The 26,377-nt window shown below is 50.1% G+C and carries 24 protein-coding genes; all 24 read left to right on the top strand.

All coding sequences use genetic code 11. From position 1 onward, the window contains the following. Positions 1-175 precede the first annotated feature (175 nt). Entirely contained in the window at positions 176-859 is a 684-nt protein-coding gene (gene rpsB, locus HPY90_RS10300; RefSeq protein WP_502707205.1) for a 30S ribosomal protein S2, read from the top strand. Between the two features lie 139 nt (positions 860-998). Then, positions 999-1,613: a translation elongation factor Ts gene (gene tsf, locus HPY90_RS10305; protein ID WP_013175168.1), complete on the top strand. Its 615-nt coding sequence runs from the start codon at positions 999-1,001 to the stop codon at positions 1,611-1,613. Between the two features lie 60 nt (positions 1,614-1,673). Further along, positions 1,674-2,414 (top strand): UMP kinase, encoded by a 741-nt coding sequence (gene pyrH / locus HPY90_RS10310; RefSeq protein ID WP_013175169.1) that lies wholly within the window; start codon positions 1,674-1,676, stop codon positions 2,412-2,414. Further along, entirely contained in the window at positions 2,398-2,964 is a 567-nt protein-coding gene (gene frr, locus HPY90_RS10315; RefSeq protein ID WP_273699004.1) for a ribosome recycling factor, read from the top strand. Before pyrH ends, frr begins: the two co-directional genes overlap by 17 nt. Before the next feature lie 61 nt (positions 2,965-3,025). Further along, the gene (uppS, locus tag HPY90_RS10320; RefSeq protein WP_013175171.1) at positions 3,026-3,775 is read left to right on the top strand and encodes an undecaprenyl pyrophosphate synthase; all 750 of its coding nucleotides are present in this window, start codon (positions 3,026-3,028) and stop codon (positions 3,773-3,775) included. Then, complete coding sequence (locus tag HPY90_RS10325; RefSeq protein WP_287194249.1) at positions 3,744-4,568, top strand: phosphatidate cytidylyltransferase; 825 nt, start codon at positions 3,744-3,746, stop codon at positions 4,566-4,568. The genes uppS and HPY90_RS10325 overlap by 32 nt, the downstream gene beginning before the upstream one ends. An 11-nt stretch (positions 4,569-4,579) precedes the next feature. Next, positions 4,580-5,701, top strand: coding sequence for a sporulation integral membrane protein YtvI (gene ytvI / locus HPY90_RS10330; RefSeq protein ID WP_287194251.1), 1,122 nt, complete (start codon positions 4,580-4,582; stop codon positions 5,699-5,701). Between the two features lie 7 nt (positions 5,702-5,708). Further along, entirely contained in the window at positions 5,709-6,854 is a 1,146-nt protein-coding gene (locus tag HPY90_RS10335) for a 1-deoxy-D-xylulose-5-phosphate reductoisomerase (protein WP_287194253.1), read from the top strand. Positions 6,855-7,168: 314 nt separating this feature from the next. Further along, the gene (rseP, locus tag HPY90_RS10340) at positions 7,169-8,206 is read left to right on the top strand and encodes an RIP metalloprotease RseP (RefSeq protein ID WP_287194255.1); all 1,038 of its coding nucleotides are present in this window, start codon (positions 7,169-7,171) and stop codon (positions 8,204-8,206) included. Beyond that, positions 8,203-9,279: a flavodoxin-dependent (E)-4-hydroxy-3-methylbut-2-enyl-diphosphate synthase gene (ispG, locus tag HPY90_RS10345; RefSeq protein ID WP_287194258.1), complete on the top strand. Its 1,077-nt coding sequence runs from the start codon at positions 8,203-8,205 to the stop codon at positions 9,277-9,279. The genes rseP and ispG overlap by 4 nt, the downstream gene beginning before the upstream one ends. Further along, the gene (locus HPY90_RS10350; RefSeq protein ID WP_287194260.1) at positions 9,276-10,979 is read left to right on the top strand and encodes a proline--tRNA ligase; all 1,704 of its coding nucleotides are present in this window, start codon (positions 9,276-9,278) and stop codon (positions 10,977-10,979) included. Before ispG ends, HPY90_RS10350 begins: the two co-directional genes overlap by 4 nt. Before the next feature lie 35 nt (positions 10,980-11,014). After that, complete coding sequence (locus HPY90_RS10355) at positions 11,015-11,677, top strand: MgtC/SapB family protein (RefSeq protein WP_013175178.1); 663 nt, start codon at positions 11,015-11,017, stop codon at positions 11,675-11,677. A gap of 165 nt (positions 11,678-11,842) precedes the next feature. Further along, positions 11,843-15,499: a PolC-type DNA polymerase III gene (locus tag HPY90_RS10360; protein WP_287194261.1), complete on the top strand. Its 3,657-nt coding sequence runs from the start codon at positions 11,843-11,845 to the stop codon at positions 15,497-15,499. Positions 15,500-15,667: 168 nt separating this feature from the next. Then, entirely contained in the window at positions 15,668-16,129 is a 462-nt protein-coding gene (rimP, locus tag HPY90_RS10365; RefSeq protein WP_013175180.1) for a ribosome maturation factor RimP, read from the top strand. Between the two features lie 102 nt (positions 16,130-16,231). Beyond that, the gene (gene nusA / locus HPY90_RS10370) at positions 16,232-17,284 is read left to right on the top strand and encodes a transcription termination factor NusA (protein ID WP_013175181.1); all 1,053 of its coding nucleotides are present in this window, start codon (positions 16,232-16,234) and stop codon (positions 17,282-17,284) included. Next, positions 17,285-17,554, top strand: a complete 270-nt coding sequence (gene rnpM, locus HPY90_RS10375) for an RNase P modulator RnpM (RefSeq protein ID WP_013175182.1) — start codon at positions 17,285-17,287, stop codon at positions 17,552-17,554. It abuts the gene before it with no gap. Next, positions 17,551-17,898 carry a L7Ae/L30e/S12e/Gadd45 family ribosomal protein gene (locus tag HPY90_RS10380; RefSeq protein ID WP_013175183.1) on the top strand — a complete coding sequence of 116 codons (348 nt, stop codon included), beginning with the start codon at positions 17,551-17,553 and terminating at the stop codon, positions 17,896-17,898. The genes rnpM and HPY90_RS10380 overlap by 4 nt, the downstream gene beginning before the upstream one ends. Then, positions 17,886-20,216, top strand: coding sequence for a translation initiation factor IF-2 (gene infB / locus HPY90_RS10385; RefSeq protein WP_287194265.1), 2,331 nt, complete (start codon positions 17,886-17,888; stop codon positions 20,214-20,216). Before HPY90_RS10380 ends, infB begins: the two co-directional genes overlap by 13 nt. Positions 20,217-20,300: 84 nt before the next feature. Continuing rightward, entirely contained in the window at positions 20,301-20,681 is a 381-nt protein-coding gene (rbfA, locus tag HPY90_RS10390) for a 30S ribosome-binding factor RbfA (RefSeq protein ID WP_013175185.1), read from the top strand. After that, positions 20,668-21,666, top strand: a complete 999-nt coding sequence (locus tag HPY90_RS10395; protein WP_287194267.1) for a DHH family phosphoesterase — start codon at positions 20,668-20,670, stop codon at positions 21,664-21,666. The genes rbfA and HPY90_RS10395 overlap by 14 nt, the downstream gene beginning before the upstream one ends. Further along, complete coding sequence (truB, locus tag HPY90_RS10400) at positions 21,642-22,556, top strand: tRNA pseudouridine(55) synthase TruB (protein WP_287194269.1); 915 nt, start codon at positions 21,642-21,644, stop codon at positions 22,554-22,556. Before HPY90_RS10395 ends, truB begins: the two co-directional genes overlap by 25 nt. Before the next feature lie 19 nt (positions 22,557-22,575). Beyond that, positions 22,576-23,520: a bifunctional riboflavin kinase/FAD synthetase gene (locus HPY90_RS10405; RefSeq protein WP_287194274.1), complete on the top strand. Its 945-nt coding sequence runs from the start codon at positions 22,576-22,578 to the stop codon at positions 23,518-23,520. A gap of 365 nt (positions 23,521-23,885) precedes the next feature. Continuing rightward, a complete protein-coding gene (gene rpsO / locus HPY90_RS10410) occupies positions 23,886-24,155 on the top strand; it encodes a 30S ribosomal protein S15 (protein ID WP_013175189.1) in 270 nt (89 codons plus the stop codon). Between the two features lie 52 nt (positions 24,156-24,207). Then, complete coding sequence (locus HPY90_RS10415; protein ID WP_287194294.1) at positions 24,208-26,361, top strand: polyribonucleotide nucleotidyltransferase; 2,154 nt, start codon at positions 24,208-24,210, stop codon at positions 26,359-26,361. The last annotated feature ends 16 nt before the right edge of the window (positions 26,362-26,377 follow it).

Genomic DNA, 26,377 nt, shown 5'->3' on the forward strand with positions numbered 1-26,377 from the left:
AGGAGTTGCAAGCTTTATCTGTTTTATGGTATACTAACGTTTAGTTATTCGGGGGTTAAATCCCATATTTCTCACGCTTTCTGACTCCGAGGGTGGTGCTCTATGAGTTTCCCCGGGGAATGACGGAGCGGCGGTACAACTTGAGGAAGGAGGTGGGAGCGTGTCGATTGTAACAATGAAACAGTTGTTGGAAGCCGGCGTTCACTTCGGTCATCAGACCCGACGCTGGAACCCCAAAATGGGTCCGTATATTTATATGGAGCGCAACGGGATTTACATCATCGATTTGCAGCAAACAGTCAAGAAATTTGAAGAAGCTTTTGATTTCGTTAGAAGCATGGTTTCAGAAGGGAAGACCATACTGTTTGTCGGTACCAAAAAGCAGGCCCAGGAAACCATCAAAGACGAAGCTACCCGTTGCGGGATGTTTTACGTGAACCAGCGATGGCTTGGGGGGATGCTCACCAACTTCAAGACCATACGCAAACGTGTATATCGCCTTAAGGAACTGGAAAAAATGGAAGAAGAAGGTGCTTTCGAGCTACTTCCGAAGAAGGAAGTTGCTCGTTTGAGGGCGGAGCGGGAAAAGCTGGAGCGTTTCTTGAGAGGCATCAAGGACATGGATGAACTGCCCGGGGCTGTTTATGTAGTTGATCCTCGCAAAGAGAAGATCGCGGTTGCCGAGGCCAGGAAGCTCAAAATACCGGTAATAGGTATTGTTGACACCAACTGTGACCCGGACGAGATCGATTACATTATACCTGGCAACGATGACGCCATTAGAGCGGTGAAGTTAATAACGTCAAAGATCGCCGATGCGGTGCTCGAAGGGAAACAGGGAGAACAGGCCAGTGCTTAACCCGGCTTCGAGATTGAAGAACAGTCGGGTAGGGTAAAATGGGGTTGCGGTTTATGGGGTGGATAAGGTTTATGCCTTGATATCACCCCTTTTTTTGAGATAAAGTTAGCTTGCGGGAAAAGTAAGGAGGTAAAGTAGAGTGATAACAGCGGCTATGGTAAAGGAACTTCGTGAAAGAACCGGGTGTGGCATGATGGACTGTAAAAACGCTTTGGTAGAGGCAGGAGGAGATTTAGAAAAAGCCATAGAGGTGTTGAGAAGTAAAGGTTTGGCTAAAGCGGCTAAGAAAGCAGGACGGGTAGCTAGCGAGGGATTGGTGGAAGCTTACATACACCTCGGCGGGCGCATCGGTGTGCTGGTTGAAGTGAACTGCGAAACCGATTTTGTAGCTAAAACGAATGAATTCAAACAGTTGTGCCGCGACATAGCCATGCAGATTGCCGCTGCTAGGCCAGAATTTGTAACCAGGGATGAGGTAAGCCCAGAAATAATTGAACGGGAAAAGCGGATACTGAGGCAACAGGCCTTGAACGAGGGCAAACCGGAAAAGGTCATCGAAAAGATGGTAGAAGGACGGATGGAAAAGTATTTCAAAGAAAACTGTCTGTTAGAGCAGGTTTTCATTAAAGACCAGGACAAAACTATTCAGGAAGTAGTCAACGAGTATATCGTCAGATTGGGAGAGAACATCACGGTGCGGAGGTTTGCACGTTTTGAGGTCGGAGAAGGCATCGAAAAGAAGTCAGTAGAGTAGTTTGACTGAGGCCACAGGCCGGTTGAGCGACTAGACAGCAGCTCCGGGGAGGTAGTAGGCTTGGAAAGACCCAAATACAAACGGGTGGTGCTCAAACTGAGTGGTGAAGCTCTGGCAGGGGAAGCCGGTTTTGGCATTGAGCACAGCATCTTGACTGATATAGCGGCTCAGGTGAAAGAGGTAGTCGATATCGGAGTGCAAGTAACTATCGTGGTCGGTGGTGGCAATATCTGGCGCGGCGTTTCGGGGAGCGCAAAAGGTATGGACCGGGCTACTGCCGACTACATGGGGATGTTGGCCACGGTTATCAACGCTCTCGCGCTTCAAGATGCGCTAGAGGCAGAAGGGCTACAGGTCAGGGTTCAGTCAGCGATCGAGATGAAGGCAGTGGCTGAACCGTACATCAGAAGAAGGGCTATCCGTCATTTGGAAAAAGGAAGGGTAGTGATATTTGCAGCCGGAACCGGTAACCCTTATTTCTCAACGGATACGGCGGCTGCTCTACGAGCAGCTGAGATAGAGGCTGAAGTCATTCTGATGGCCAAAAGAGTGGACGGGGTATATGACTCGGACCCTAAAAGTAATCCAGAGGCTAAAAAGTACCACCATCTGACCTACATAGACATTCTTAACCAGGGGTTAGGGGTGATGGACGCGACCGCAGCTTCTCTGTGCATGGACAACGATATACCTATCATAGTTTTTGACCTCACCAGAAACGGAAACATTTTGAAAGCCATAACTGGTCACGATATCGGAACCTTCATAGGAGGGGAGCAGGTAAATGGCAAAGGAAGTTAAGGAAATAGTCAAGGACGTAGAATCGAGGATGAAGAAAACAGTCGAGCACCTGGTCAAGGATCTCGCTTCTTTGCGGGCGGGTCGAGCCAACCCGGCAATGCTTGACAAGATAACCGTAGAATATTATGGGCAACCTACACCCATCAACCAACTCGGGAACATCGGGGTTCCTGAGCCCAGGATGTTGGTGATTCAGCCTTGGGACAAAACGGCTATTCCCGAAATAGAGAAGGCCATACTGAAGTCCGACCTGGGAGTAAATCCGACAAACGACGGTAACGTTATCCGGATAGCTATTCCGCCTCTGACGGAGGAAAGGCGAAAAGAGATGGTAAAGGTGGTTAGAAAAAGGGCAGAAGAAGCCAAGGTGGCGGTTAGAAATCTTCGCCGAGAGGCGAATGACGAGATCAAGCTAGCCGAAAAAGAGAAGTTAATATCAGAGGATGAAGCTAAAAAGAGGCTTGATGAGATACAGAAATTGACCGATAATACTATAAAGGATATCGACAAGGTCTTACAAACCAAAGAAAAAGACATTATGGAAGTCTGATGTGGCAAGCCCCCTTCTGCGGGGGTTTTGTTAATTATTTTTCCTTAAGAGGAGTACGAGCGTGTTGGATGGCAATTTGTACGAACTCGATTTCACCCGAATTCCCCAACATATCGCCATCATAATGGATGGCAACGGAAGGTGGGCTAGAAAAAGGCTGCGCCCCCGCTCTTTTGGACACCGGGCAGGGATGGAGTCGCTCAAGAGGACAGTGGAGGCCTGCTCTGAGCTAGGTGTTCACATCCTGACAGTTTACGCTTTTTCGACAGAGAATTGGAAAAGGCCAGCCGAAGAGGTTAGTGCATTGATGAATCTTTTGTTGGAGTACTTGAACCGCGAACTCGAAAACCTGCATGAGAAAAACGTGTGTATTACGATTATAGGGATAACTGACCAGCTAGACCCGGCTATTCAGCGCGAGCTTCAGCGAGCAGTGGAGTTGACAGCGGGTAACGACGGGCTCATCCTCAATATAGGTTTAAATTACGGGGCAAGAGCAGAGTTGGTAATGGCGGCGAGGCGTTTGGCAGAGAGGGTTAGGGACGGTGAGATTGATGTGGCTGATATCTCGGAGGAGATGATGTCTTCATATCTATGTACTTCTCACCTGCCGGACCCGGATCTTTTGATACGTACCGGAGGAGAGATGAGGCTCAGCAACTTTTTGTTGTGGCAGGCAGCCTATGCTGAATTGTGGTTCACCGATACCTTGTGGCCAGATTTTACTAAGGATGATCTGGTCAAAGCCATAATAGATTATCAAAGGAGAGACCGCAGGTTTGGAACCATCAAGGAAACGGTCGACGCGTGATTCTAATTTAAAGAAGCGTTTGGCTACAGCGGCTGTTGGAATACCGGCGGTCTTGAGTTTGGCGTATGTAGGCGGAGTGTACTGGACCGCGTTCATCGTCCTGGTAGCGGGAGTCGGCATGCACGAGTTATTGACGATGGCGCGACCAAAAGGGTACAGGCCTAGTCCCGGATTGGCCTATTTGGTTCTTTTGTTTCTGTTAGCCGGGTTTGGGGGTTCAGGGTGGTTCTTGCCCGGTTATTTCGAACCAGGGCTGTTAGGGCTCATCGCTTTAAGCGGGGTGCTCCTGCTTTTGGGTTTTCCCCGGTGTTCACTAGTAGACTTATCCTTGGCTTGGATGGGGGCTTTGTATTTAGGGATATTTTTGAGCTATGGGGTTCTCATTGAACGGGAGCTCAGTCACCCGTTTTTCGCCTTATTAATGGTATTTGGGATTACTTGGGCCAGCGATACCGGGGCTTATTTGGCAGGCAGGCTCTTGGGGAAGCACAAGTTAGCACCGATGATAAGTCCTAATAAGACTTGGGAAGGAGCCTTGGGAGGTTTTTGTTTGTCGATGCTAGTAGCTGCAGGAATAGGATGCTTATCCTTCTCTCCAGGCTTCAGTCTGCTCCTGGGGGCCGCCGGAAGTATTTGTGCCCAGGTCGGTGACCTGGTGCTTTCTGCCATGAAGAGGCATTTTGGCGTCAAGGACTCGGGGCAGATTATACCTGGCCACGGAGGGGTCCTGGATCGTTTTGACAGTTTTATGTGGGTTTTACCGGTCGTTTATTATTTCTTTAAAGGTGGATAGGAGGTCTAGTATTGGATCCCCAGCTTGCAAGAAGTGTCAGGACCTTGGTAAAGACAGCAGTGGTGTTTCTTGCATTACTGTCAGTATACCTTTTGTTTCGTTATGTACTTCCTTTGGCGGGCGCAATCCTCGTTGCCATCCCCGGATACGTTTTGCCTTTTTTGGTGGCTTTACTTTTGGCGTTACTGATAGAGCCCTTGGCAAGGTTTCTGAACTATCGATTACGCCTTCGCCGGGGTTGGGCGGTTTTCCTTAGTTTACTCTTGGTATGGGGCACAGCCGGGTTCCTGCTGACTTATCTCGTCAGTAGGCTTATCGGTGAACTTATAGGTTTGTACAAGGTGATAACGGAACATTCCGTGAGCATAACCAACACCATTGCCAGGGCCTTGGGACAGGCTGAACTTTTCTATTTGCGCTTAAATTTGCCCGATAATGTGCAGGAGTCTATTCGTAACAGCTTGTTGCAGTACTTGAGCGGTTTGGAGAAGATATTGAGTGGCTCGGTCGATGTGTTGATAGACTTTTTGGTTGGGTTGCCAGGGCTGTTTGTTTTTTTTCTAATCAGCACGGTGGCAACCTTCTTCATCCTAAGAGACTGGAACAAACTTAGATCTGGGTTTTTCGAACTACTTCCAGATTCTTGGAAAATCACTGTTCGCACTGTAATCAAGGACTTATTCAACGCTTTCACCGGTTTTCTTAAGGCGTACAGCCTGCTAGTGACCGTCACCGGAATCGAAACAATAGTCGGGCTAAAGCTGCTGGGAGTAGAGTACGCTTTAACTCTGGGCCTGGTTACGGGTTTACTCGATATTCTTCCAGTTCTAGGGCCAGGTGCTTTGTTTGTTCCTTGGATAATCTTCTCGTATATTACAGGAGCCAGCGGTTTTGCCACGGGGCTGTTAGTACTCTACGGGATTCTGGTAGCGGTCAGGCAGGTGTTGGAACCGAAGCTGGTAGGAGACAGCATAGGGCTTCACCCTTTAGCTACTTTGGTTTCTCTTTACATTGGTCTGAAATTGTTGGGCCCGGCGGGTTTAGTTCTGGGCCCGGTTACGGTTATCCTTTATCTTGCGTGCCAAAGGGCGGGAGTGTTCCAGCAACTGGCGAACTACATCCGGAAAGTGTGAACGGTTTATGAGGCAGAAGGTCGTGATTATAGGTTCGACAGGATCCATAGGGGAACAGGCATTGGAGGTTATCGCGTACCACAGCGACAAGTTCCAGGTTGTGGGGTTAGCAGCGGGCAGTAATTGGCAGAGACTGGCTGAACAAGCCCTGCGTTTTGGGGTAAAGAAGGTAGCGGTAGGAGATAAAGCTTTATATCCAAACATTAAAACGGCGGTATCTGGGTTGGAGCTATGGGCGGGAGAAGAAGGACTGTGTTATTTGGCCGGGCTTGAGGAAGCCCAGACTGTGATAGTATCAGTAACCGGAGCAGTTGGCATTTTGCCTACCTTGGCGGCCATCAGGGCTGGGAAGAAGGTAGCCCTGGCCAATAAAGAAACGCTGGTGGCTGGTGGGGAAGTTGTGACGAAGTTGGCCCGCCAGTACAACGCCGCCATTATTCCAGTGGACAGCGAGCATTCTGCGATTTTTCAATGTCTCCGAAATGAAGGAAGGTTCTTGCGCAAACTTTGGTTAACCGCATCCGGGGGTCCTTTTCGAGACTTCACGCCAGAAGAGCTGGGAAAGGTTACGCCGGAAATGGCTTTACATCACCCTAATTGGTCAATGGGAAAGAAAATAACGGTCGATTCGGCAACTTTGATGAACAAGGGGTTGGAGGTAATAGAGGCTCATCATCTTTTTTCAGTAGGATATGACGATATCCAGGTCTTGGTCCATCGCGAGAGTATTGTCCACTCAATGGTGGAGTTTATTGATGGTTCTTTTTTGGCTCACTTAGGAGTGCCTGATATGCGGATTCCTATTCAATATGCGTTGAGTTATCCAGACAGGTGGCCTTCACCGGCTTTGTCCTTGGATTGGGCTTCCTGCCAAACTCTACAGTTTGAACCGCCAGACACCAAACGGTTTCCGGCCCTGGAGCTCGCCTATGAAGCCGGGCGGATTGGTGGGACTATGCCTGCGGTGCTCAACGCGGCCAATGAGGAGGCGGTTTATACGTTTCTGGATGGGCAGATACGGTTTGTACAGATAGCGGAGCTGGTAGCTGAGGTCATGGGACGGCATGAGGTGGTTCTAGAACCTGATTTAAAATCTGTCCTCGAGGCAGACGCATGGGCTCGAGAGTGTTTCAGGACGCTGCTCCGAAAATGAGCCACTGATAGACACAGATGAACGCAGATTTACACTGATTATAAATAAAAAATATTGATTCCACTGTAAAAACCAATTTTTGGTTCGATTATCCGCTATATTTAGTAGTGGTTTTCTGTCTCACCACTATATGTTGACTTCTTCTAGGGACAGACAGGGGTTTTTGCGTGAGAATCAAATATTATAAAAGGTTATGGTCCTTTGGCCCTACGGTATGCCAATTTTCATTCTCTAGTAGTGACACTACTAGGTGTCAGGAGGGTATTTCAGTGCGAAGGAATGTTAGTGTAAATACGAGGAGAGTTGGGTAGGTTATGACGATTGTAACGGCTTTATTGGTAATCGCGATTATTGTTATGGTGCACGAAATAGGACATTTCGTGGCAGCCAAGTGGCAAGGCGTCGAGGTGCAAGAGTTCAGCATAGGTTTCGGTCCGAGCCTCATCGGCATCAAGAGAGGGGAGACCAGGTACTCTTTGCGCTTACTTCCCTTGGGTGGTTTTGTGCGCATGGCTGGTATGGGAGCACAGGACGAAGACCAAGACAACCCGCGGGGTTTTAACCGGAAAACCCCCTTACAAAAAGTTGAGGTTCTTGCAGCCGGGCCCGGAATGAACTTCTTGCTTGCGGCTTTGATATTTGTCTATACTTTTACTTTTGTCGGATTACCCCATGCGGTGGAGAGTCCAGTCATCGGAGAGGTTATCAAAGGCAAGCCAGCTTATGAGGCCGGTTTGAAGGCACAGGACCGGGTAGTGGCGGTGAATGGGGAGGAGGTCTCGACCTGGAACGAGTTTGTGACCGAGGTGAGGAAGGCGGAGCCCGGGCAGCCTATATCGATGACTGTAGTGAGAAACGGGCAGAAGATTGAATTAACAGTCCGGCCAGAATTTGATCGAGAACAGAAGACCTCTATCATCGGAGTACGGCAAACGATAGAGTTTGAGAGGGTCGGAATCTGGGACGGGCTTAAGCTAGGTTTTTATCAAACGTTTCATATTACGTGGTTGCTTCTTTCCGGGTTAGGCCAACTTTTGACCGGGGCTGCTTCCAGCGCGGATTTAGCCGGCCCGGTAGGCATTACCAGGATGATAGGGGATGCGGCTGAAGGAGGATTGGTGTACCTTGCCAATTTTACTGCCCTTTTGAGCATAAACCTGGGCATTCTGAACCTGTTGCCCATCCCTGCCCTGGATGGGAGCCGGATTGTGTTCGCGGTTATCGAGGGTATAAGGAGGAAACCGGTAGAACCCGAAAGGGAGAACTTTATACATTTTCTCGGCTTCGTGTTTCTCATGGTTTTGATTTTGCTGGTGACCTATAACGATATCGTTAGGCTCGTGAGGGGATGAAATCGGTGAGGCGGAAAAGCCGCGTGGTTAACCTCGGTGGAGTGTTAGTCGGAGGCGATAACCCCATAGTGGTTCAGTCCATGACCAACACCGACACCCGAGATGTAGATGCCACAGTCAACCAGATTAAGACTCTAGAAGCAGCAGGGTGCGAAGTGGTGCGGGTGGCGGTGATGGACGAGGAAGCAGCCTGGGCTATCCGGGCGATACGTCCCCGTATTGCCATCCCTCTGGTCGCGGATATCCATTTTGACTACCGTTTAGCTCTTTTGAGTCTAGATGCGGGTGCAGACGGGTTGAGGTTAAACCCTGGAAATATTGGAAGCAGGCGTAAAGTTGAGGAAGTGGTGCGGGCAGCCAAGGAACGAAACGTTCCCATCCGAATCGGGGTCAATGCCGGATCCTTGGAAAAGAGGCTTCTAGACCAGTACGGCGAACCTTGTGCCGACGCCATGGTAGAGAGCGCTATGCATCACATAGCTATATTGGAAGACCTGGACTTTAAGAACATCAAGGTATCGTTGAAAGCTTCGTCGCTTAAGCTTACTCTGGAAGCTTACCGCCGGATAGCAGGCATGGTCGATTACCCTCTTCACCTAGGCATAACGGAAGCTGGCACCAAGGATCGAGGTTTGATCAAGTCAGCACTGGGTTTAGGACTGCTGCTTTCTGAGGGTATAGGAGATACGGTGAGGGTATCGTTGACGGCTGATCCGGTCGATGAGGTTTGGGCAGCATATGAAATCTTGAGAGCCTTGGGTTTAAGAAAAGAAGGGGCAGAGCTGGTGTCGTGCCCTACCTGCGGGCGCACCGAGGTAGATATCATCAAGATTGCCGAGGAAGTGGATAGTCGTTTGCGCTCAATAAGGGAGCCCATCAAAGTGGCGGTGATGGGTTGCGTAGTTAACGGGCCAGGAGAAGTCCGAGATGCCGACGTCGGTATTGCCGGGGGACGCGGATTTGGCTTTTTGTTCAAAAAAGGTAAAATAGTAAGGAAAGTCGAAGAGGACAAGTTGGTAAAGGCTTTGATGGATGAGATAGACAATATCCTGCAAGGGGGTTACAGCCAGTGAAGGCCTCAGAGTTGTTTTTCCCGACTTTGAGAGAGGATCCCGCGGAAGCCGAAACCGTAAGTCATCGCTTGCTTTTTCGGGCGGGCATGGTTAGAAAGACGGCGGCGGGGATCTATACATACTTGCCTCTCGGGTTTAGGGTCATAAAGAAGATTATGAATATTGTCCGGGAAGAAATGGACCGGGCAGGAGGGCAAGAAGTAGGCCTACCCATTATCCAACCCAGGGAATTGTGGGCGCAATCCGGGCGTTGGGAAGTGTATGGAGACGAGATGTTTCGCCTTAAAGACCGTCACCAGAGAGATTTCTGCCTTGGGCCTACTCACGAAGAAGTTATCACGGATGTGGTCAACCATGAAGTGCATTCTTACCGGGACCTGCCTCTGTTGTTGTACCAGATTCAAAACAAATACCGGGACGAGATCCGACCGCGGTTTGGACTGTTGCGGGGCCGGGAGTTTATTATGAAGGATCTGTATTCTTTTGATGTGGACGAAGCGGGATTGGAGGTATCGTACCAAAAGATGTATGATGCCTACTGCCGGGTGTTTGAACGGCTGGGACTTCAGTACCGGGTAGTCGAAGCGGATAGCGGAGCCATCGGCGGCAACGTGAGCCATGAGTTCATTGTTTTAGCTCCGACCGGGGAATCGGTTATTGTGTTCTGCGATGCTTGCGAATATGCTGCCAATATCGAAAAGGCCGAATGTATACCACACATGTCGGCCGCAGAAAATGAGTTGCCTCTTACCAAGGTCAGTACGCCTGGACAGAAAACGATTCAGGACATCAGCGTGTTTTTGAATATACCAGACACGAGACAGGTTAAGACCATGGTCTATGTGGCCGATGGAGTTCCGGTAGCGGTTTTGGTGCGTGGAGACCGGGAGGTCAACGAGATCAAGGTTAAGAATTACTTAAACGCGAACTTCATCGAGCTGGCTCCGGAGGAGTTGGTGCGGGAGGTTATGGGGGCCGGCTTTGGGTCGTTGGGGCCAGTGGGAATGAACATGAAGGTTTATGCCGACCTCGAAGTTCAAAGTATGAACAACTTTGTATGCGGGGCTAATGAGGACGATTATCATTACATTAACGTCAATCCCGGGCGGGACTTCCAACCGGAAGCGTTTTGCGACTTGCGTAACGCCGAAGAGGGGGATATTTGCCCGGCCTGCCGAGAGGGGAAACTGAAGGCCACTCGCGGTATCGAAACCGGCCATATTTTCAAGCTAGGCACCAAGTATTCGGGGAAGATGGGGGCAACATTTTTAGACGAGAACGGCAAGGAAAGGCTTATGGTCATGGGGTGTTACGGTATTGGCATTTCCCGAACCATGGCTGCAGCCGTGGAGCAGAATCATGATGAAAACGGTATAATCTGGCCTCTCGCTATCGCTCCTTACCAAATTATCATTGTCCCGGTAAACTCCAAGGACGGGCAGCAGATGGAAATAGGAATGAAACTGTACCATGAACTGGTTAAACAGGGGTATGAAGTCATTATCGATGACCGAGACCAACGGGCGGGGGTAAAGTTTAAGGATGCCGACCTCATCGGTGTTCCTGTCAGGATAACTATAGGTCCAAAGTTATTAAAAGCTGGGCAGGTAGAAATCAAGAAACGTTGGGAAAACGAGGTTAAGGGCGTACCCATTGAGCACGTTTCAACTGAGGTCAGGTCGATACTGCGCGAAGACTAGACGACCTTCATTTTGAGAAAAAGGCGGGTGCGTTGATGTCTGACTACGAAATTATCTTAAAACTGGCCTTGGCTTGTTTTCTGGGAGGCGTTATAGGGCTGGAAAGAGAGAGTCTTAACCGCCCTGCCGGCTTGCGCACCTATACCCTGGTTTGTATGGGTTCGGCCTTGGCCATGATTGTGTCTTTAGACATGTATTATCAATACGCGCACACGGTAAATGCGGACCCGGGAAGAATTGCGGCCCAAGTCGTGAGCGGAATCGGTTTTCTGGGAGCAGGTACCATCATGCGCGAGGGCGCAAACATAAGAGGGTTGACTACAGCCGCGGGTTTATGGGTGGTTGCTTGTATTGGCTTGGCGGTAGGAGCAGGTATGTATCTGCCGGCGGTTATAACCACTGGTCTCATACTTTTTGTGCTTGTTTACTTTGTGAAATTTGAAGAGAAGTACACCGGCATGCGGGAATATAAAGGGTTTCTGGTCGTTGTCGATGACAAGCCAGGACAGGTGGGGCGGATTGGTTCAGTTTTAGGGGATATGAACGTCCTTATCAAGAATATTCAACTGGAAAGGGTGGAAGAGGAAGGGCTGGAAGTGGAACTCCTCCTGCAGCTGCCCCCGAATGTGACCCCGGACCAGGTCGCCGATGCCCTGCAGAACGCGCCCGGATGCCGGGAGGTAGAGAGGCTCAACTAGCAGTTCAACCCCTGGACTCATCTTTTGGAGGGTAACACCGGTACAAGGCACGGAATGGAGAGCCGGATCCCTTGGCAAACGCCCTTTAACGAGATGCTCTATGTGATTTAGGTTTTGCAGCAATATGGGACCGTGTACTTATCGGCACCGTTGGGAGGAATATTCTTGGACTGGGAGCGTTTCTTGCGAGAAAAGCTGAGACTGAAGCCTAACGTAAGTTGGGAAAGAGCTCAGTTGACCAAGGTTCAAGTTAGCTTGGGAGAAAGGCGCTGGGACATACATGTTAGGACAGAACGCCTTGTGCCTACGGCGGACCTGGAGCTGGTGGAAAGGCTATTGAAAGAAGAGATTGGGCTGGACGCCGAGGTCAGGCTCAACATCGCTCTGGTTGACGTCGAAGCATGTTTAACCCAAGTATTGGAAGCTAGAAAAAATGAGCTGCTCTCTTTCCTGGTGTCGGAAGGAATAGAAAAACCAAGTTTAGGTGATATTCACTGGAGGGTTAACGGTAGGTCGATTATTTTCGAGGTTGATGATAGTGAGAAATGGGAGGGGCTACTGGCAAGGGACCTCGGGTCACTGGTATCTGAGTGGTTTAGACGTGAATACCGTTGGCAGGTAGTGGCTAAGTGTGTTTGCTCTGCCAGGCCATGGTCAGAGCAGGAATACCAGGAGGCTTCGGCCGAAGCTGCTGTTTCCGTGGCGAGTTTGTTGGTGGTGCAACCTCATTTGAACGGGCCGCGCAGAACAGTCCGGGGCTCATCCCGGCGGAAAACCGGTTCCGATGAAAAGCCTGTTCAAGGCACTCGGGCTACCATTGCAGAATTGACCGAGGGATTGCGCCAGGTAGTAGTTGAAGGAGAAGTGTTCGAAGTACAGCGGCGCCTGCTTAAGGATCAACGGCAACTGTTGACCTGCTACTTGACTGATTTTACAGACTCTATCATGTTAAAGTATTTTTTGGAGCCGGACGAGGATCTGCCTTTTAAGGAAGGCGATTGGATAAAGGTTCAAGGAGCTACTAGATACGACGAGTTTGAAAAAGAGTTGGTTTTGTCAGTCCAGGCCTGGGAAACGGCTCCCGTACCCAAGAGGGTTGACGATGCCCCGGAGAAACGGGTTGAACTTCATCTTCACACGGTTATGAGCACCCTTGACGGGGTAGTCAAGATAAAGGACCTGTTAGAAAGGGTAGCAGAATGGGGACATAAGGCGGTAGCGATAACTGACCACGGTGCGGTTCAAGCCTTCCCCGAGGCCTACGATTATGCTAAGCTCAAGGGTATCAAACTGGTTTATGGAATGGAAGGGTATCTGGTCGATGATCTGAGACAGAAACAGGCCTATCACATTATAATCCTGGTGAGAAACCGAGAAGGGTTGAAAAACCTTTATCGATTGGTCAGCAAATCTCACCTGGAGGGTTTTTACCGTAACCCGCGCATTTTGCGAAAACAATTGGTCGAGCTGCGAGAAGGCTTGATACTCGGAACGGCGTGTGAAGCGGGGGAACTCATTACCGGTTACCTTCAAAACAAGAGCGATGATGAGCTCGAAAGGATAGCTTCTTTTTATGATTTCCTGGAGATTCAACCGTTAATGAACAACGAATTCTTGGTTAGGGAAGGACGGGTATCCTCGTTCGAGGATCTCATCCAAATGAATCGCTACATAGTAGAATTAGGAGAAAGATTAAACCTGCCGGTCATAGCCACCGGAGATGTTCACTTCTTGGATCCCCACCACGAAGTTTTCAGGAGGATTCTGCAGGCCAACAAAGGGTATGAAGATGCCGAAGCCCAGGCCCCGCTGTATTTTCGCACCACAGGAGAAATGTTGGCGGAGTTTGCGTATCTAGGAAAGGAGAAGGCTTATCAGGTTGTTGTCATCAATCCTAATCGGCTGGTAGAAGGCGTAGAAGACCTGCAACCCGTGCCAGACGGCAACTTCTTTCCATCTATTCCGGGAGCTGAAGAAGAGATTAAAACTTTGGCTTGGGAAAAGGCTTACCAGATGTATGGCCGTCCACTGCCGGAGCTGGTCAGAGAGCGTCTTGAGCGGGAGCTCGCGGCCATCATAGATAACAAGTTTAGCGTGCTGTACCTGATTGCTCACAAGCTGGTGAAGAGGTCGAATGAAGACGGTTATCTGGTGGGATCACGTGGGTCGGTCGGGTCGTCTTTGGTTGCTTTTCTTATTGGAATAACCGAGGTTAACCCTCTCGTTCCTCATTATCGATGCCCGAACTGTTTTTATACCGAATTCGTAAATGATGGATCGGTTGAGTGTGGTGTCGACCTGCCAGATCTAACCTGCCCGAGGTGCGGGCAACGACTCGTTCGCGATGGACACGACATTCCTTTCGAGACTTTTCTCGGCTTTGAGGGAGACAAGATACCGGATATAGATCTTAACTTTTCTGGGGACTACCAGCCACGAGCTCACCAGTACGTGGAAGAGATATTCGGGAGTGAACACGTTTTCAGGGCGGGTACGATAAATACCCTGGCCGAAGCTTCGGCTATTGGAATGGTAAAAAATTATGCGGAAAAGAACGGGCTTCACCTACGCAAAGGCGAGGTGCTGCGACTAGCTAGGGGCTTGGCCGGGGTGAAGAGGACGACTGGCCAGCATCCCGGGGGGCTTATGGTGGTCCCGCGCGAGCGGGATGTACACGAATTTACGCCTCTGAACTACCCTGCCAATAAAGCGGAGAGCGGGATCATAACTACTCATTTCGATTATCACTCCATAAGCGAACGCCTAGTCAAGCTGGACATCCTTGGCCATGATGATCCGACCATGATCAAGGTGTTGGAAGACATGACCGGTTACCGGGCCTTGGATATTTCTTTGGATGACAGGGAGACTATGAGGCTTTTTTCAGGGGTTGAACCCCTGGGGGTTACCCCCGAAGCTATTAGATCCGCGGTAGGAACCTACGGCGTGCCGGAATTCGGCACGCGCTTCGTGAGACAGATGTTGGAGGTGACGCGTCCGCAAACCTTTGGGGAGTTGGTCAGAATCAGTGGTCTGTCCCACGGCACCGACGTCTGGCTCAATAACGCACAGGAATTGATTGAGAATGGAACCGCGCCTTTAAAAGAAGTCATAGCGACTCGCGATGACATAATGACTTTTCTAATTTATAAGGGGATGGACAAAAAGCAGGCTTTTCGGATTATGGAGAACGTAAGAAAAGGAAAGGGCTTGGTACGGGAAGAGGTCCAAGCCATGCAGGAATACCGAATTCCTGCATGGTACATAGACTCCTGCCAGAAGATAAAGTACATGTTCCCCAGGGCCCATGCCGTAGCTTACGTTATGATGGCCTTTCGCATAGCCTATTACAAAGTCTATTACCCCCGGGAATTCTACGCGGCGTTCTTCAGCGTAAGGGCTGAGGATTTTGACGCCGAAGTGATCTTAGGGGGCTACGACAAGGTCAGACAACGGGTAGTCGAGATCGAAAAAATGAACAGCAACGCTGCGCCTAAAGACCGGAAACTCTTGCCTGTCCTAGAGGTGGCGTTGGAGATGTACGCGAGGGGATTCCGGTTTTTGCCCGTGGATTTGTTGCTTTCCGATGCTACTCGATTCTTGGTTACAAAGAAAGGCCTGCTGTTGCCGTTTTCGGCGTTGCCGGGGCTGGGGGAAAAGGCGGCCCTGAGTATTATAGAAGCTCGCAAGCTAGGGAGGTTCGCGTCGGTTGAAGACTTGCAGTTTCGGGCCGGTGTTTCCCGAGCTGTGGTCGACACCCTCAAGCGAAACGGGTGTCTGCACGACCTCCCGGAGACCAGCCAGTTGAGCCTGTTTGCTTAGACGGGTGTTTGTGCGGGCTTACGAACAAAACCCAGTTTTCGCTTGTGTGGAGAAGGGCATGTGTGGTATTATTATAACCAGTAACGGGCGAGACAACATCGTTGAGAAGCAAAGAGTGGGTGACCCCACTCTTTCGTTTATTATGTGTGACATCAGAGGTGATTTTCGATGAAATCGAAGGGCGTGGTCGAGAGGGTAGAGCCGATTATAGAGAGGGAACTCGAGCCCGTCGGGATTGATGTAGTCGATGTTCAGTACAAGAATCAAGCGGGACGCTGGGTTCTGCAGGTTTTTATAGATAAGCCGGGAGGAGTAGACCTGGATACATGTCAGCAGGCAAGTGAGATCATTGGGCGAGCACTGGATTGGGAAGACCCCATTCCCCACAGCTATGTCCTGGAGGTATCATCTCCCGGTTTGGACCGGGTCTTGAAGAAAGACAAGGATTTTGAAAGGTTTACTGGGAAAAAGGTTACTGTCAAAGTCCGGGAACCTATAAACAATCAGAAGAACTTTAAAGGACTACTTTTGGGGCTGAGAGATGGCAAAATCATGGTAGATTTAGGGGATCGGATTCTAGAGGTTCCCAGAACGGAAGCTCTTCAAGTAAGGTTAGTAGCTGAAATCTAAAGAATGAGACTATTAGGCGTGATCATTCGGCAGTACAGTGTTGTAAGTATGTTAGGGCCAGAGATGCAATTAGCACCTGGATGGTAAGAGGAGGAAAAGCGGATGTCTAGTGAATTAATCCAGGCGTTGGGCGAGATTGAGAAAGAGAGAGGTATACCCAAAGAAGTTCTGGTAGAGGCGATTGAGTCTGCTCTTAGAACGGCTTACAAAAAGAACTTTGGTTCTCTACAAAACGTAACAGTACAGATGGATATGGAAAGCGGCGAAGTGAAGGTCTATGCCAAGAAAACCGTAGCGGAAACAGTTAAGGATGAGCGTTTGGAGGTGCGTCTTGCGGAAGCCCGCGAGATTTACCCTGAGGTTGAAATAGGCGATGAAATCGATGTAGAAGTAACTCCTGCCGATTTTGGAAGGATAGCTGCGCAAACCGCTAAGCAAGTGGTGATCCAAAGGCTGCGAGAGGCAGAAAGAAGCATAGTTTTTAACGAGTTTTCCAACCGGGCAGGCGAAATCGTCACCGGGACCGTGCAGAGGGTGGAACAGAAGACGGTGATAATCAACCTAGGGCGAACAGAAGCCTTAATGGGGTCCCAGGACCAGATACCGAACGAGGCGTACGAGCCAGGACAAAGGATTAAGGCTTATATAAGCGAGGTTAAGAGAAGTGCTAAGGGACCGCAGATATTTCTTTCCCGGACTCATCCCAACTTTTTGAAACGTCTCTTTGAGTTGGAGGTTCCGGAGATTTACGAGGGGTTGGTCGAAATAAAGTCAATAGCCCGGGAGGCTGGTTCGCGGTCTAAGATAAGCGTTTATTCGCGTAACGAGAAAGTGGATCCGGTCGGAGCTTGTGTCGGGCCCAAGGGATTGAGGGTGCAAAACATCGTCAGAGAGCTAAATGGAGAAAAAATAGATATAATAAAGTGGAGCCCGGATATCGAGCAGTATATTGCCAACGCCTTAAGCCCTTCCAAGGTAGTATCGGTAGAGGCGTCTGAAAGTGAAAAAATGGCGCGGGTGGTAGTACCCGACTATCAGTTGTCACTGGCTATCGGTAAGGAAGGGCAGAATGCTAGACTGGCGGCCAAGCTTACGGGCTGGAAGATAGATATAAAGAGCGAGTCCCAGGTAGAAGCTGTAAGGGGAGGGATATAGTTGCCCAAAGCCCGAAAAATCCCTCAGAGAATGTGTGTTGGTTGCCGTCAAATGAAGAACAAGAAAGAACTTATCAGGGTAGTAAGGACCCCTGATCTCCAAATAATCATCGACAAGACTGGGAAGAAATCTGGCCGTGGCGCCTATATTTGCCCTAACTTGGACTGTTTTAACCAAGCGGTCAAAGGCAAGAGGTTGCAGAAGTCCCTAGAACACGAAATTCCGGACCAGGTTTTGGAAGAACTTAGGAGAGAGCTGGTGGAAACTTGAGAAAAGACTTATATCAAGTGCTCGGATTCGCGCGCAAGGCGGGACTGGTTTCAGCTGGAACGATGGCAGCAAAGACCAGTCTTTTGAGAAGGCGGGCTCATCTATTGATAATGAGCGGTGATATTTCACCCAGAACCCGGGAGTCGCTCGTCAGTGCCTGCGAAAAATACCATGTTCCCTGGCGGGTTGTGGGCGACAAGTACAGGCTAGGTGCCAGCGTAGGCAAGGCATACCGGGTGGCGGTTACGGTTAACGATAAAGGTTTTGCCCAAACGATATTAGAACTGATCGATGCAGAGGGGAACGAGGCTAATTTTACGGGGGTGGTTGAATGGCGAAAGTAAGAGTTCACGAACTAGCAAAAGACCTGCACATATCCAGTAAAGAGCTAGTTGGGGTGCTTCAGGATCTGGGTTTGGACGTAAAAAACCATATGAGCACCTTAGAAGAAGAACAAGCCGAATGGGTTAAGCGCAGATTGGAGGAAAAAGCAGCGGGGGTGTCAAAAGATAAGGCCACTCCTGCCGGAAAGGGTAAAGGGGTGGGCGAAGCCAGAGAGGTGGCGAAACCACAAGAACAGCGGTCTCGTGATATGATGCCTGCGCGCAATCTGCCCGCCGGAAACGAAGTTGGCCGGCCAGTAAGGTCCCAACTTTCGGACCAGTCTAAAGGTAGCAGGAGACCTCAAGCTGCATCCGTTTCTGCCCAGCCGGGACCAGCCAAACCTATCCCGGCAGCCCCACCTGAATCAGGGCAGGCTACAGCCCACGCAAAAGCCACCCCGCCGGTAAGAAAAGTTTCTCCCTTTGCAGGACATTCGGCTTTGGCTGACAGCAAGGTCAAGGACATAAAAAAGAAACCAAAGGCCAAGGGAAAGAAAAAGGAGCGCCGGAGGAACGAACTGGATGTGGCAACTCCTGATATCATCGTGATCCCGGAGACGATTACGGTAAGAGAGCTGGCAGAGAAGCTGAATCGTAACCCCGCTGAGATAATGAAAAAACTCATGGGTTTGGGAATAATGGCGGCGATAAACCAGACTATAGACTTTGAGACCGCAGAAATACTGGCGGCAGAATTTGATGTGGCAGTAGAAAGCGAAAAAACCGAGGAAGAGGAGCTTTTGCAGGAAATCGTGGATGACGAGGCTAACCTTGTGCCGCGGCCACCAGTAGTGACGGTCATGGGGCATGTTGACCACGGCAAGACTTCTCTGCTCGATGCTATCAGAAAAACCAACGTTGTTTCTAGCGAGGCAGGAGGTATTACCCAGCACATCGGTGCCTATCAAGTAGAGATCGAGGGAGAGAAGATCACCTTCATCGATACCCCGGGTCACGAGGCATTTACTGCGATGAGGGCCAGGGGAGCTCAAGTTACGGACATTGCCGTGCTGGTAGTGGCGGCCGATGACGGGGTAATGCCACAAACGGTTGAGGCTATTAACCACGCCAAGGCAGCTGGGGTTCCTATTATCGTAGCCATAAACAAGGTCGACAAACCCGACGCCAACCCGGATCGGGTCAAACAACAGTTAACGGAATACAACCTTGTGGCTGAGGAATGGGGCGGAGATACGATAATGGTGCCGGTGTCGGCTAAGACAGGTAAGGGCATCCAGCAGCTTCTGGAAATGATACTTTTGGTAGCTGAGATGAGGGAACTAGCAGCCAATCCTAACCGCCCGGCCGAAGGAGTGGTTATTGAAAGCAGGCTGGACAAAGGAAGAGGTCCAGTGGCAACAGTGCTGGTTCAAAAAGGAACCTTAAGAGTGGGTGACAGCATCCTGTGCGGTTTGACCTGGGGTAAGGTCAGGGCTATGGTGGATGACCGCGGGCAGCGGGTGGAGACTGCTGAACCTTCCTGCCCAGTAGAAGTTGTCGGGCTGGAAGAGGTACCTATGGCCGGGGATATTTTCCGGGTTGTGGATGAAAAGATAGCTAAACAAGTCAGTGCGATGCGCCTAGATGAGAAAAAGAGAGAAGAACAGGCCAAGACTGCTAGGGTAAGTCTGGACGACTTGTTTAAGCAGATAAAAGAGGGCGAAGTCAAAGAACTGAACCTCATAGTAAAAGGAGATGTTCAAGGTTCAATTGAAGCTTTGACCCAATCCTTGCTGCGGCTGTCTACGGACGAGGTCAAGGTTAATGTTATACATTCCGGTGTGGGTGCGATTACCGAAACGGACGTTATGTTGGCTTCGGCCTCGAAGGCCATAATCATAGGTTTTAACGTTAGACCTGACAGTAAAGCCCGTAAATACGCGGAGAATGAACATATCGATGTCCGGCTCTATCGGGTCATTTATGAGGCCATCGATGATGTTAAAAAAGCCATGGGAGGGCTGTTGGAACCAGAGCTGAGAGAAGTATTCCTGGGAAGAGCCGAAGTAAGGGCGGTTTTCAAAATACCAAAAGTGGGGAATGTGGCTGGGTGCTACGTGCAGGAAGGAAAGATTAACCGGAACGCTAGAGTCCGATTATTGCGCGACGGAGTGGTGTTGTTCGAAGGCGGTTTGGCTTCACTAAAGCGATTTAAAGACGATGTGCGCGAAGTAGTTGAGGGGTACGAGTGTGGAATCGGTATCGCAGATTTCAATGATGTTAAAGAAGGGGATATCATAGAAGCTTACACCATAGAGCAAATCCCCAGGGAGCTTTAATATCGTCGTCGATTATGACCCTGAGAGTTTTCCGGAGAGTTCCAAGTAGACCGATGCAACTCCGATTTGTTGGGGGTGTTATGGATGAGTTCTCGTCGCCAAGAAAGACTGGCTGAAGAAATCAAACGGGGATTATCCGCTTTGTTCTTCGAAGGGTTGAAAGATCCGGGTATCGATCCGCGTGCGGTATCTATCACCAGGGTTGATGTGTCGCGGGACTTGAGCTACGCGCGGGTACACGTAAGCGTGCTAGGAGATGAAAAGAAGTGCCGGGATACGATGGCCGCTCTAGAAAGAGCCCGAGGGTTCATCCGTAGTGTGCTGGCGGGAGAGCTAAATCTCCGCCATGCTCCAGAGATCGTTTTTCAGATGGACAAGTCTATCGAGCACGGGGTTCGGATTGCGGCAATTCTAAACGAATTGAAAGCGCAAGAAAAGAGAGAGGATTCGGATGAGTCGGAGTGACGACTGGAGGGTGATAGCGGCGGCTATTGCTCAAGAACCAGAATTGGTGGTGACTGGACATGTTATTCCCGATGGCGATTGTATCGGGTCCATGGTTGCTCTCTATCTGGGTTTAGCTGTTCTGGGCAAAGAAGTGGTAGCTGTTATAGAAGACAAGCTCCCGGAGACGTACCGGTACCTCAAGGGGTTCAATTCTATTAGGAGACCGGAGATGGTCGAGCGGTGGCCGGCAACCGTGATTTACCTGGACTGCTCGGATCCCGAGAGAGTAGGTGTCAAGACCTTGTCCTGTTTAAAGAACTGCGAAACGGTGATCAACATTGATCACCATCCCAGCAACACGTTTTTTGGTAACCTTAACCGGGTGGAACCGGGAAAAGCTTCTACTGCTGAATTGGTTCTGGAATTGTTAGATGAAATGCAGGTTCCCATCGATCAGTCCATAGCGTCGGCCATATACACGGGCATAATCATGGATACCGGGTGTTTCCAGTACAGCAATACCCGCCCGGAGACTCTGAGGGCAGCAGCCCGGATGCTTGACCAGGGAGCGCAACTGGATACCATTAGGAATAACCTGTTCGAGTCAAGACCAGTGGTCGAAGTGAAGTTGTTACAGCAGGCGCTGAATACCCTTTCCTTTGCATCGGACGGTAGGATAGCCTGGATGGTGTTAACCTACGAGGATATAGCCCGCCTGGAAGCCCAAGACTACCATTTTGAAGGGTTGATAAACTACGCTCGATTTATCGAAGGAGTCGAGGTAGGGCTGCTGTTTCGCGAGATCGAACCGGGTGTAATAAAGGTTGGGTTTCGATCGAAGGAAAAGGTAGATGTGAATTCGATTGCTGCTAGATTTGGAGGAGGCGGTCACCTCCGGGCTGCTGGGGCTCGCCTCGAGGGTGACATTGCCGACGCGTGCCATAGGGTTATAGAGGCGGTAAAGGAAGTGGTTACAGATTGCAGAGATGTCAGGGGTTCCTGAATGTTGACAAGCCCCGGGGGATCACCTCCTTTGAAGTAGTGAAGAGGGTTCGAAGGTTTTTCCCTCGCCAGAAGGTGGGGCACCTGGGGACTCTAGACCCTATAGCCGAAGGGGTGCTGCCGCTGGCAGTAGGTGGAGCCACCCGGCTAGTAGAGTTTTTGATGGATGTTGCCAAAGGCTACCGGGCAGAAATGATGTTGGGAGGGGTTTCAGACACCCAGGATGCCTGGGGGAATATTACGGTGGTTACCGACGAATTAAGCTTTAGTCTTTCCGATATAGAGAAGGTTCTAGAGCTGTTTCGCGGAGAGATACTTCAGGTTCCTCCTATGTATTCCGCCGTCAACTACCGCGGGCGCCGCTTGTATGAGCTGGCACGGCAGGGAGTTGAAGTATCGCTAGAAGCCCGGCCCGTAACTGTACATTTGCTGCAAGTAGTACAGGCTGAACTTACGCAACCTCCTTATCGAGTTATCTTGGATGTTGTGTGTTCAAAAGGAACTTATATTCGAACATTGTGTCATGATATTGGACAGAAGCTGGGGTGCGGAGCCTATCTCACCAAGTTAGTTAGGGTTTTTTCCGGTCCCTTCTCCTTAGAATACGCCGTTAAACTTGCAGAAGTGGAAGAACGGCTTGCGGCGGGGGATTGTTCTCTATTATTGCCTCTGGATTTTCCTTTAACTTCGATGCCCAAGGTAGTGTTAGAAAACGAGAATGATGTTATTCGGCTGAAAAACGGCAATAATATTAGTATTAACGCTGGTTTGGCAGCAGGTCCGGTCTTGGTCTATACTTTAGACCGTGATCTCATAGCTGTAGGTCACCTCGCAGAGACCAAGGGGAAGGGGACGGTTCTTAAACCAGTGAAAGTGCTGGGTACTCAGTAAGGGACGAGGAGAGTTGTCGATGCGAATCATTAAAGGTCTGGAGAACTATCATAAGGGCAGGCCCCTATCGCTGGCTTTAGGAAATTTTGACGGTGTTCACCTCGGGCACCAAAAGCTCATCAAACTCAACATCCGGGATGCTAAGGAGAGGGGGACCATCGCCGCTGCTCTTATTTTTGAGCCCCATCCTTTGCGGGTGCTTTACCCTGAACGTACCCCGCGGATGTTGATATCCACTTCACGCAAAATAGAACTGTTTACCCTTTTGGGCCTGGAGATGGTCATTCAAACCCCGTTCACTTTGGAAATAGCTAGGCTGATTCCGGAATACTTTGCCCGACATGTATTGCATGAAACCCTAGGAGTGGCGTCAGTATCGGTGGGTTTCAATTACACTTTTGGGCACAAAGGGATGGGAACACCCGAAACACTCAAGCATCTTGGGCAGGAGATAGGTTTTGCGGTAAACGTTGTGCCTCCCGTGATGGTGGGGGAACAAGTGGTGTCAAGTACTTTAGTTCGACAGGCTTTGGAGGCAGGGGACATCGATTGGGCTTACAAACTGCTGGGATATTGGCCGATGTTGGAGGGGGAAGTGATAGAAGGCGAGCGCCGGGGAGGGAAGATAGGGTTTCCCACCGCTAACTTAAAAATCGACGAGGACTTGATTGTACCTGGAGAAGGGGTGTATGCCGCCAAAGCTCTCGTCAGAGGAGAAGTCCATAATGCCGTGGTTAATATCGGGAAGAAACCGACCTTCCATAACACCTACCCGGTTACTGTGGAAGCTTATATATTGGACTTTCACCGGGTCATCTACGGCGAAACTATAAGGTTATATTTTATGAAACGCATCCGGGGTGAAATGAAGTTTAGCGGGGTCGAACAACTGGTAACTCAGATTCACCAGGACGTAGCCCAGGCCCAAAGAGTGCTAGCGGATACAAGGTTTCGCGCGTTTTAGATTTATCGATTCAAGAATAATCGCGAATGGGTAAGTTTACATCCATTGACAGCTGTGCTACAATGAAACTCGGCAATCGGGTGCCCGTAAATGAGCCACGGATGAACACAGATTATTGTAAAATGGAATTATTCTATGGATGTAGGGTGAGCAATCATTTTTCGTTCTCTAGGGATGACACCGCCAGGTGTCATGAGCATTTGCTCCTCAAACTAGAGAGTGAATCATGCTAGGGTAAGTTTTATTTATCTCCACAACTATTTAGCAGTGTTTGGCTCGCCCAGGAACCACTGACTGGGGTTGGCGATACTCCGGCGCCTACTCCGGCAGTCGGCGATTAATCGAGAAAAGGAGGTGAGTAGTCAGTGGCACTCACGCAAGAAAAGAAGCAGCAGATAATCCGGGACTTTCAACTGCACGAAACGGATACCGGTTCTCCCGAAGTGCAGATTGCCATGCTGACGGAACGGATCAATCACTTGACCGAGCACTTGAAGACCCATCCCAAAGATCACCACTCTAGGCGCGGGCTGTTAAAGATGGTAGGTCAGCGCCGGGCTTTGTTGGACTATCTTATGAAGAACGATTTTGACCGCTACAAGGGAATCGTTACTAGACTTGGACTGAGGAGATAAAGAGCGGTTCAGCCGCTCTTTCAATTTATTTTATTCGAAGGAGGGATAAGCTATAGAACACAAGGTTTACCAAACCGAAATAGCAGGGCGGCCTCTACGGGTCGAGATAGGGAAAGTGGCTAAACAAGCCAACGGAGCGGCTTTGCTTTATTATGGCGACACTGTTGTTCTGGTAACAGCGACCGCTTCCAAGGAGCCTAGAGAGGGCATCGACTTCTTCCCTCTAACCTGCGATTATGAGGAAAGACTGTACGCGGTAGGGAGAATACCGGGAGGTTTCATTAAGAGGGAAGGCAGGCCCACTGAAGCTGCTATACTTTCAGCTCGTCTAATGGACAGGCCGATCAGACCTCTTTTCCCTAAGGGTTTCCGTAATGATGTCCACGTAGTAGCGACTGTGATGTCCGTGGATCAGGATAACCCACCCAATGTAACCGCCATAATCGGGGCATCTATTGCTCTTTCCATATCGGATATCCCGTTTGCTGGTCCGATAGGGGCTGTGATTGTTGGGATGGTGGACGGGGAGTTTGTTATTAACCCCACAGTCGAACAATCAGCCAGGAGCCAAATGCACTTGACGGTGGGTGGAACCCGAGATGCCATCGTGATGGTTGAAGCACGAGCTAATGAAGTGCCCGAGGAAACGATGTTGGATGCCATTTTCTTCGCTCACGAAGAAATCAAGCGTATCATCGATTTTCAGGAAAAGATCGTAGCAGAGATAGGTTTGCCCAAACGAGAAGTCGTGGTTCCTGAGATCGATCCGGAGATAGAAGCGGCTGTAAGGGAATACGGGATACCGATACTGGAGGAAGCCATCCGCTGCTCCGACAAGCTGCAAAGGGAGGCCCGCACCGAAGCTGCGGCAGATGAAATTAAGCAGCACTTCGCAGAGGTTTACCCGGAGCAAGAAAAAGAAGTAGCCAGTATCATCGACAAGATTACCAAAGAGATAGTCAGGCGCATGATTCTGGACGAAGGTATACGGGTGGATGGACGTAGACTCAACGAGATCAGGCCCGTGTCTTGTGAGGTCGGGATTTTGCCACGGACCCACGGTTCGGGCTTGTTTACCAGGGGCCAGACCCAGGTTCTGTCCGTGACTACTCTCGGTGCGGTTGGAGAAGAGCAGATTTTGGACGGGCTGGGAGTGGAAGAATCTAAACGTTATCTTCATCACTACAATTTTCCGCCTTACAGCGTAGGGGAAACCCGTCCGATTCGGGGACCAGGCCGCAGGGAAATAGGACATGGGGCTTTGGCGGAAAAGGCCCTAGAAGCGGTCCTGCCTTCTCAGGAGGAATTTCCATACACCATACGGGTGGTATCCGAGGTGTTGGAATCCAACGGCTCCACGTCCATGGGTAGCGTGTGCGGCAGCACTTTATCGCTGATGCATGCCGGAGTTCCCATTAAGAGGCCGGTATCGGGTATAGCCATGGGGCTGGTCAAGGAAGGTGACCGGTTTGCCGTATTAAGCGACATTCAGGGTATCGAAGACGCCTTAGGCGACATGGACTTCAAAGTTGCCGGGTCTGCTGAGGGTGTAACTGCTCTGCAGATGGATATCAAGATACCCGGGGTCACCCGCGAGATCCTGCATGCAGCCTTAAAGCAGGCCAAGGAAGGCCGGATGTACATCATGGATATAATGATGAAGGCTATTAGCCAGCCCAATCCGGAGCTTTCACCGTATGCTCCCAGAATGATAAAGATGATGATAGATACGGACAAGATACGTCAGGTGATAGGACCCGGAGGCAAGATTATCAAGAAGATAATAGATGAAACGGGGGCTCGTATTGACATCGAAGATGACGGTAGCTTATTCATAGTCGCGTCGGACCAGGAGTCGGCGGAGAAGGCTAAGTATTACGTCGAGTGTTTAACTAAGGATGTAGAAGTCGGTAAAACCTACGTAGGCAAGGTGGTGCGGATAGCCGATTTCGGGGCTTTTGTAGAGATAATTCCCGGGGTTCTGGGTTTGCCTGGCAAAGAAGGATTGGTGCACATTTCTAAGTTAGCCGAGAATCGGGTGGCCAAAGTCCGAGACGTGGTCGATATCGGCGATGAAATCCTGGTCAAGGTTACCGAAATCGACTCCCAAGGACGAATAAACCTATCGCGCAGAGAGGCTTTACAACAGGCCCAGCGGGCCGGTTCAACGACCGGACACAAAAAGAACACAAGATCAGCCAAGTAAACCGAGTTTCTCGGTT

Source organism: Syntrophothermus sp., assembly GCF_013314835.1.
GTDB lineage: Bacteria > Bacillota > Syntrophomonadia > Syntrophomonadales > Syntrophothermaceae > Syntrophothermus > Syntrophothermus lipocalidus.

Bases quoted from the DNA above. Each gene is read 5' to 3' on its own strand.
- HPY90_RS10335 (WP_287194253.1), top strand. From the start codon at position 5,709: ATGAGGCAGAAGGTCGTGATTATAGGTTCGACAGGATCCATAGGGGAA.
- rpsB (WP_502707205.1), top strand. From the start codon at position 176: ATGAAACAGTTGTTGGAAGCCGGCGTTCACTTCGGTCATCAGACCCGA.
- rbfA (WP_013175185.1), top strand. From the start codon at position 20,301: ATGAGTTCTCGTCGCCAAGAAAGACTGGCTGAAGAAATCAAACGGGGA.
- ispG (WP_287194258.1), top strand. From the start codon at position 8,203: ATGAAATCGGTGAGGCGGAAAAGCCGCGTGGTTAACCTCGGTGGAGTG.
- HPY90_RS10395 (WP_287194267.1), top strand. From the start codon at position 20,668: ATGAGTCGGAGTGACGACTGGAGGGTGATAGCGGCGGCTATTGCTCAA.
- nusA (WP_013175181.1), top strand. From the start codon at position 16,232: ATGTCTAGTGAATTAATCCAGGCGTTGGGCGAGATTGAGAAAGAGAGA.
- rimP (WP_013175180.1), top strand. From the start codon at position 15,668: ATGAAATCGAAGGGCGTGGTCGAGAGGGTAGAGCCGATTATAGAGAGG.
- frr (WP_273699004.1), top strand. From the start codon at position 2,398: ATGGCAAAGGAAGTTAAGGAAATAGTCAAGGACGTAGAATCGAGGATG.
- HPY90_RS10355 (WP_013175178.1), top strand. From the start codon at position 11,015: ATGTCTGACTACGAAATTATCTTAAAACTGGCCTTGGCTTGTTTTCTG.
- HPY90_RS10405 (WP_287194274.1), top strand. From the start codon at position 22,576: ATGCGAATCATTAAAGGTCTGGAGAACTATCATAAGGGCAGGCCCCTA.
- rseP (WP_287194255.1), top strand. From the start codon at position 7,169: ATGACGATTGTAACGGCTTTATTGGTAATCGCGATTATTGTTATGGTG.
- infB (WP_287194265.1), top strand. From the start codon at position 17,886: ATGGCGAAAGTAAGAGTTCACGAACTAGCAAAAGACCTGCACATATCC.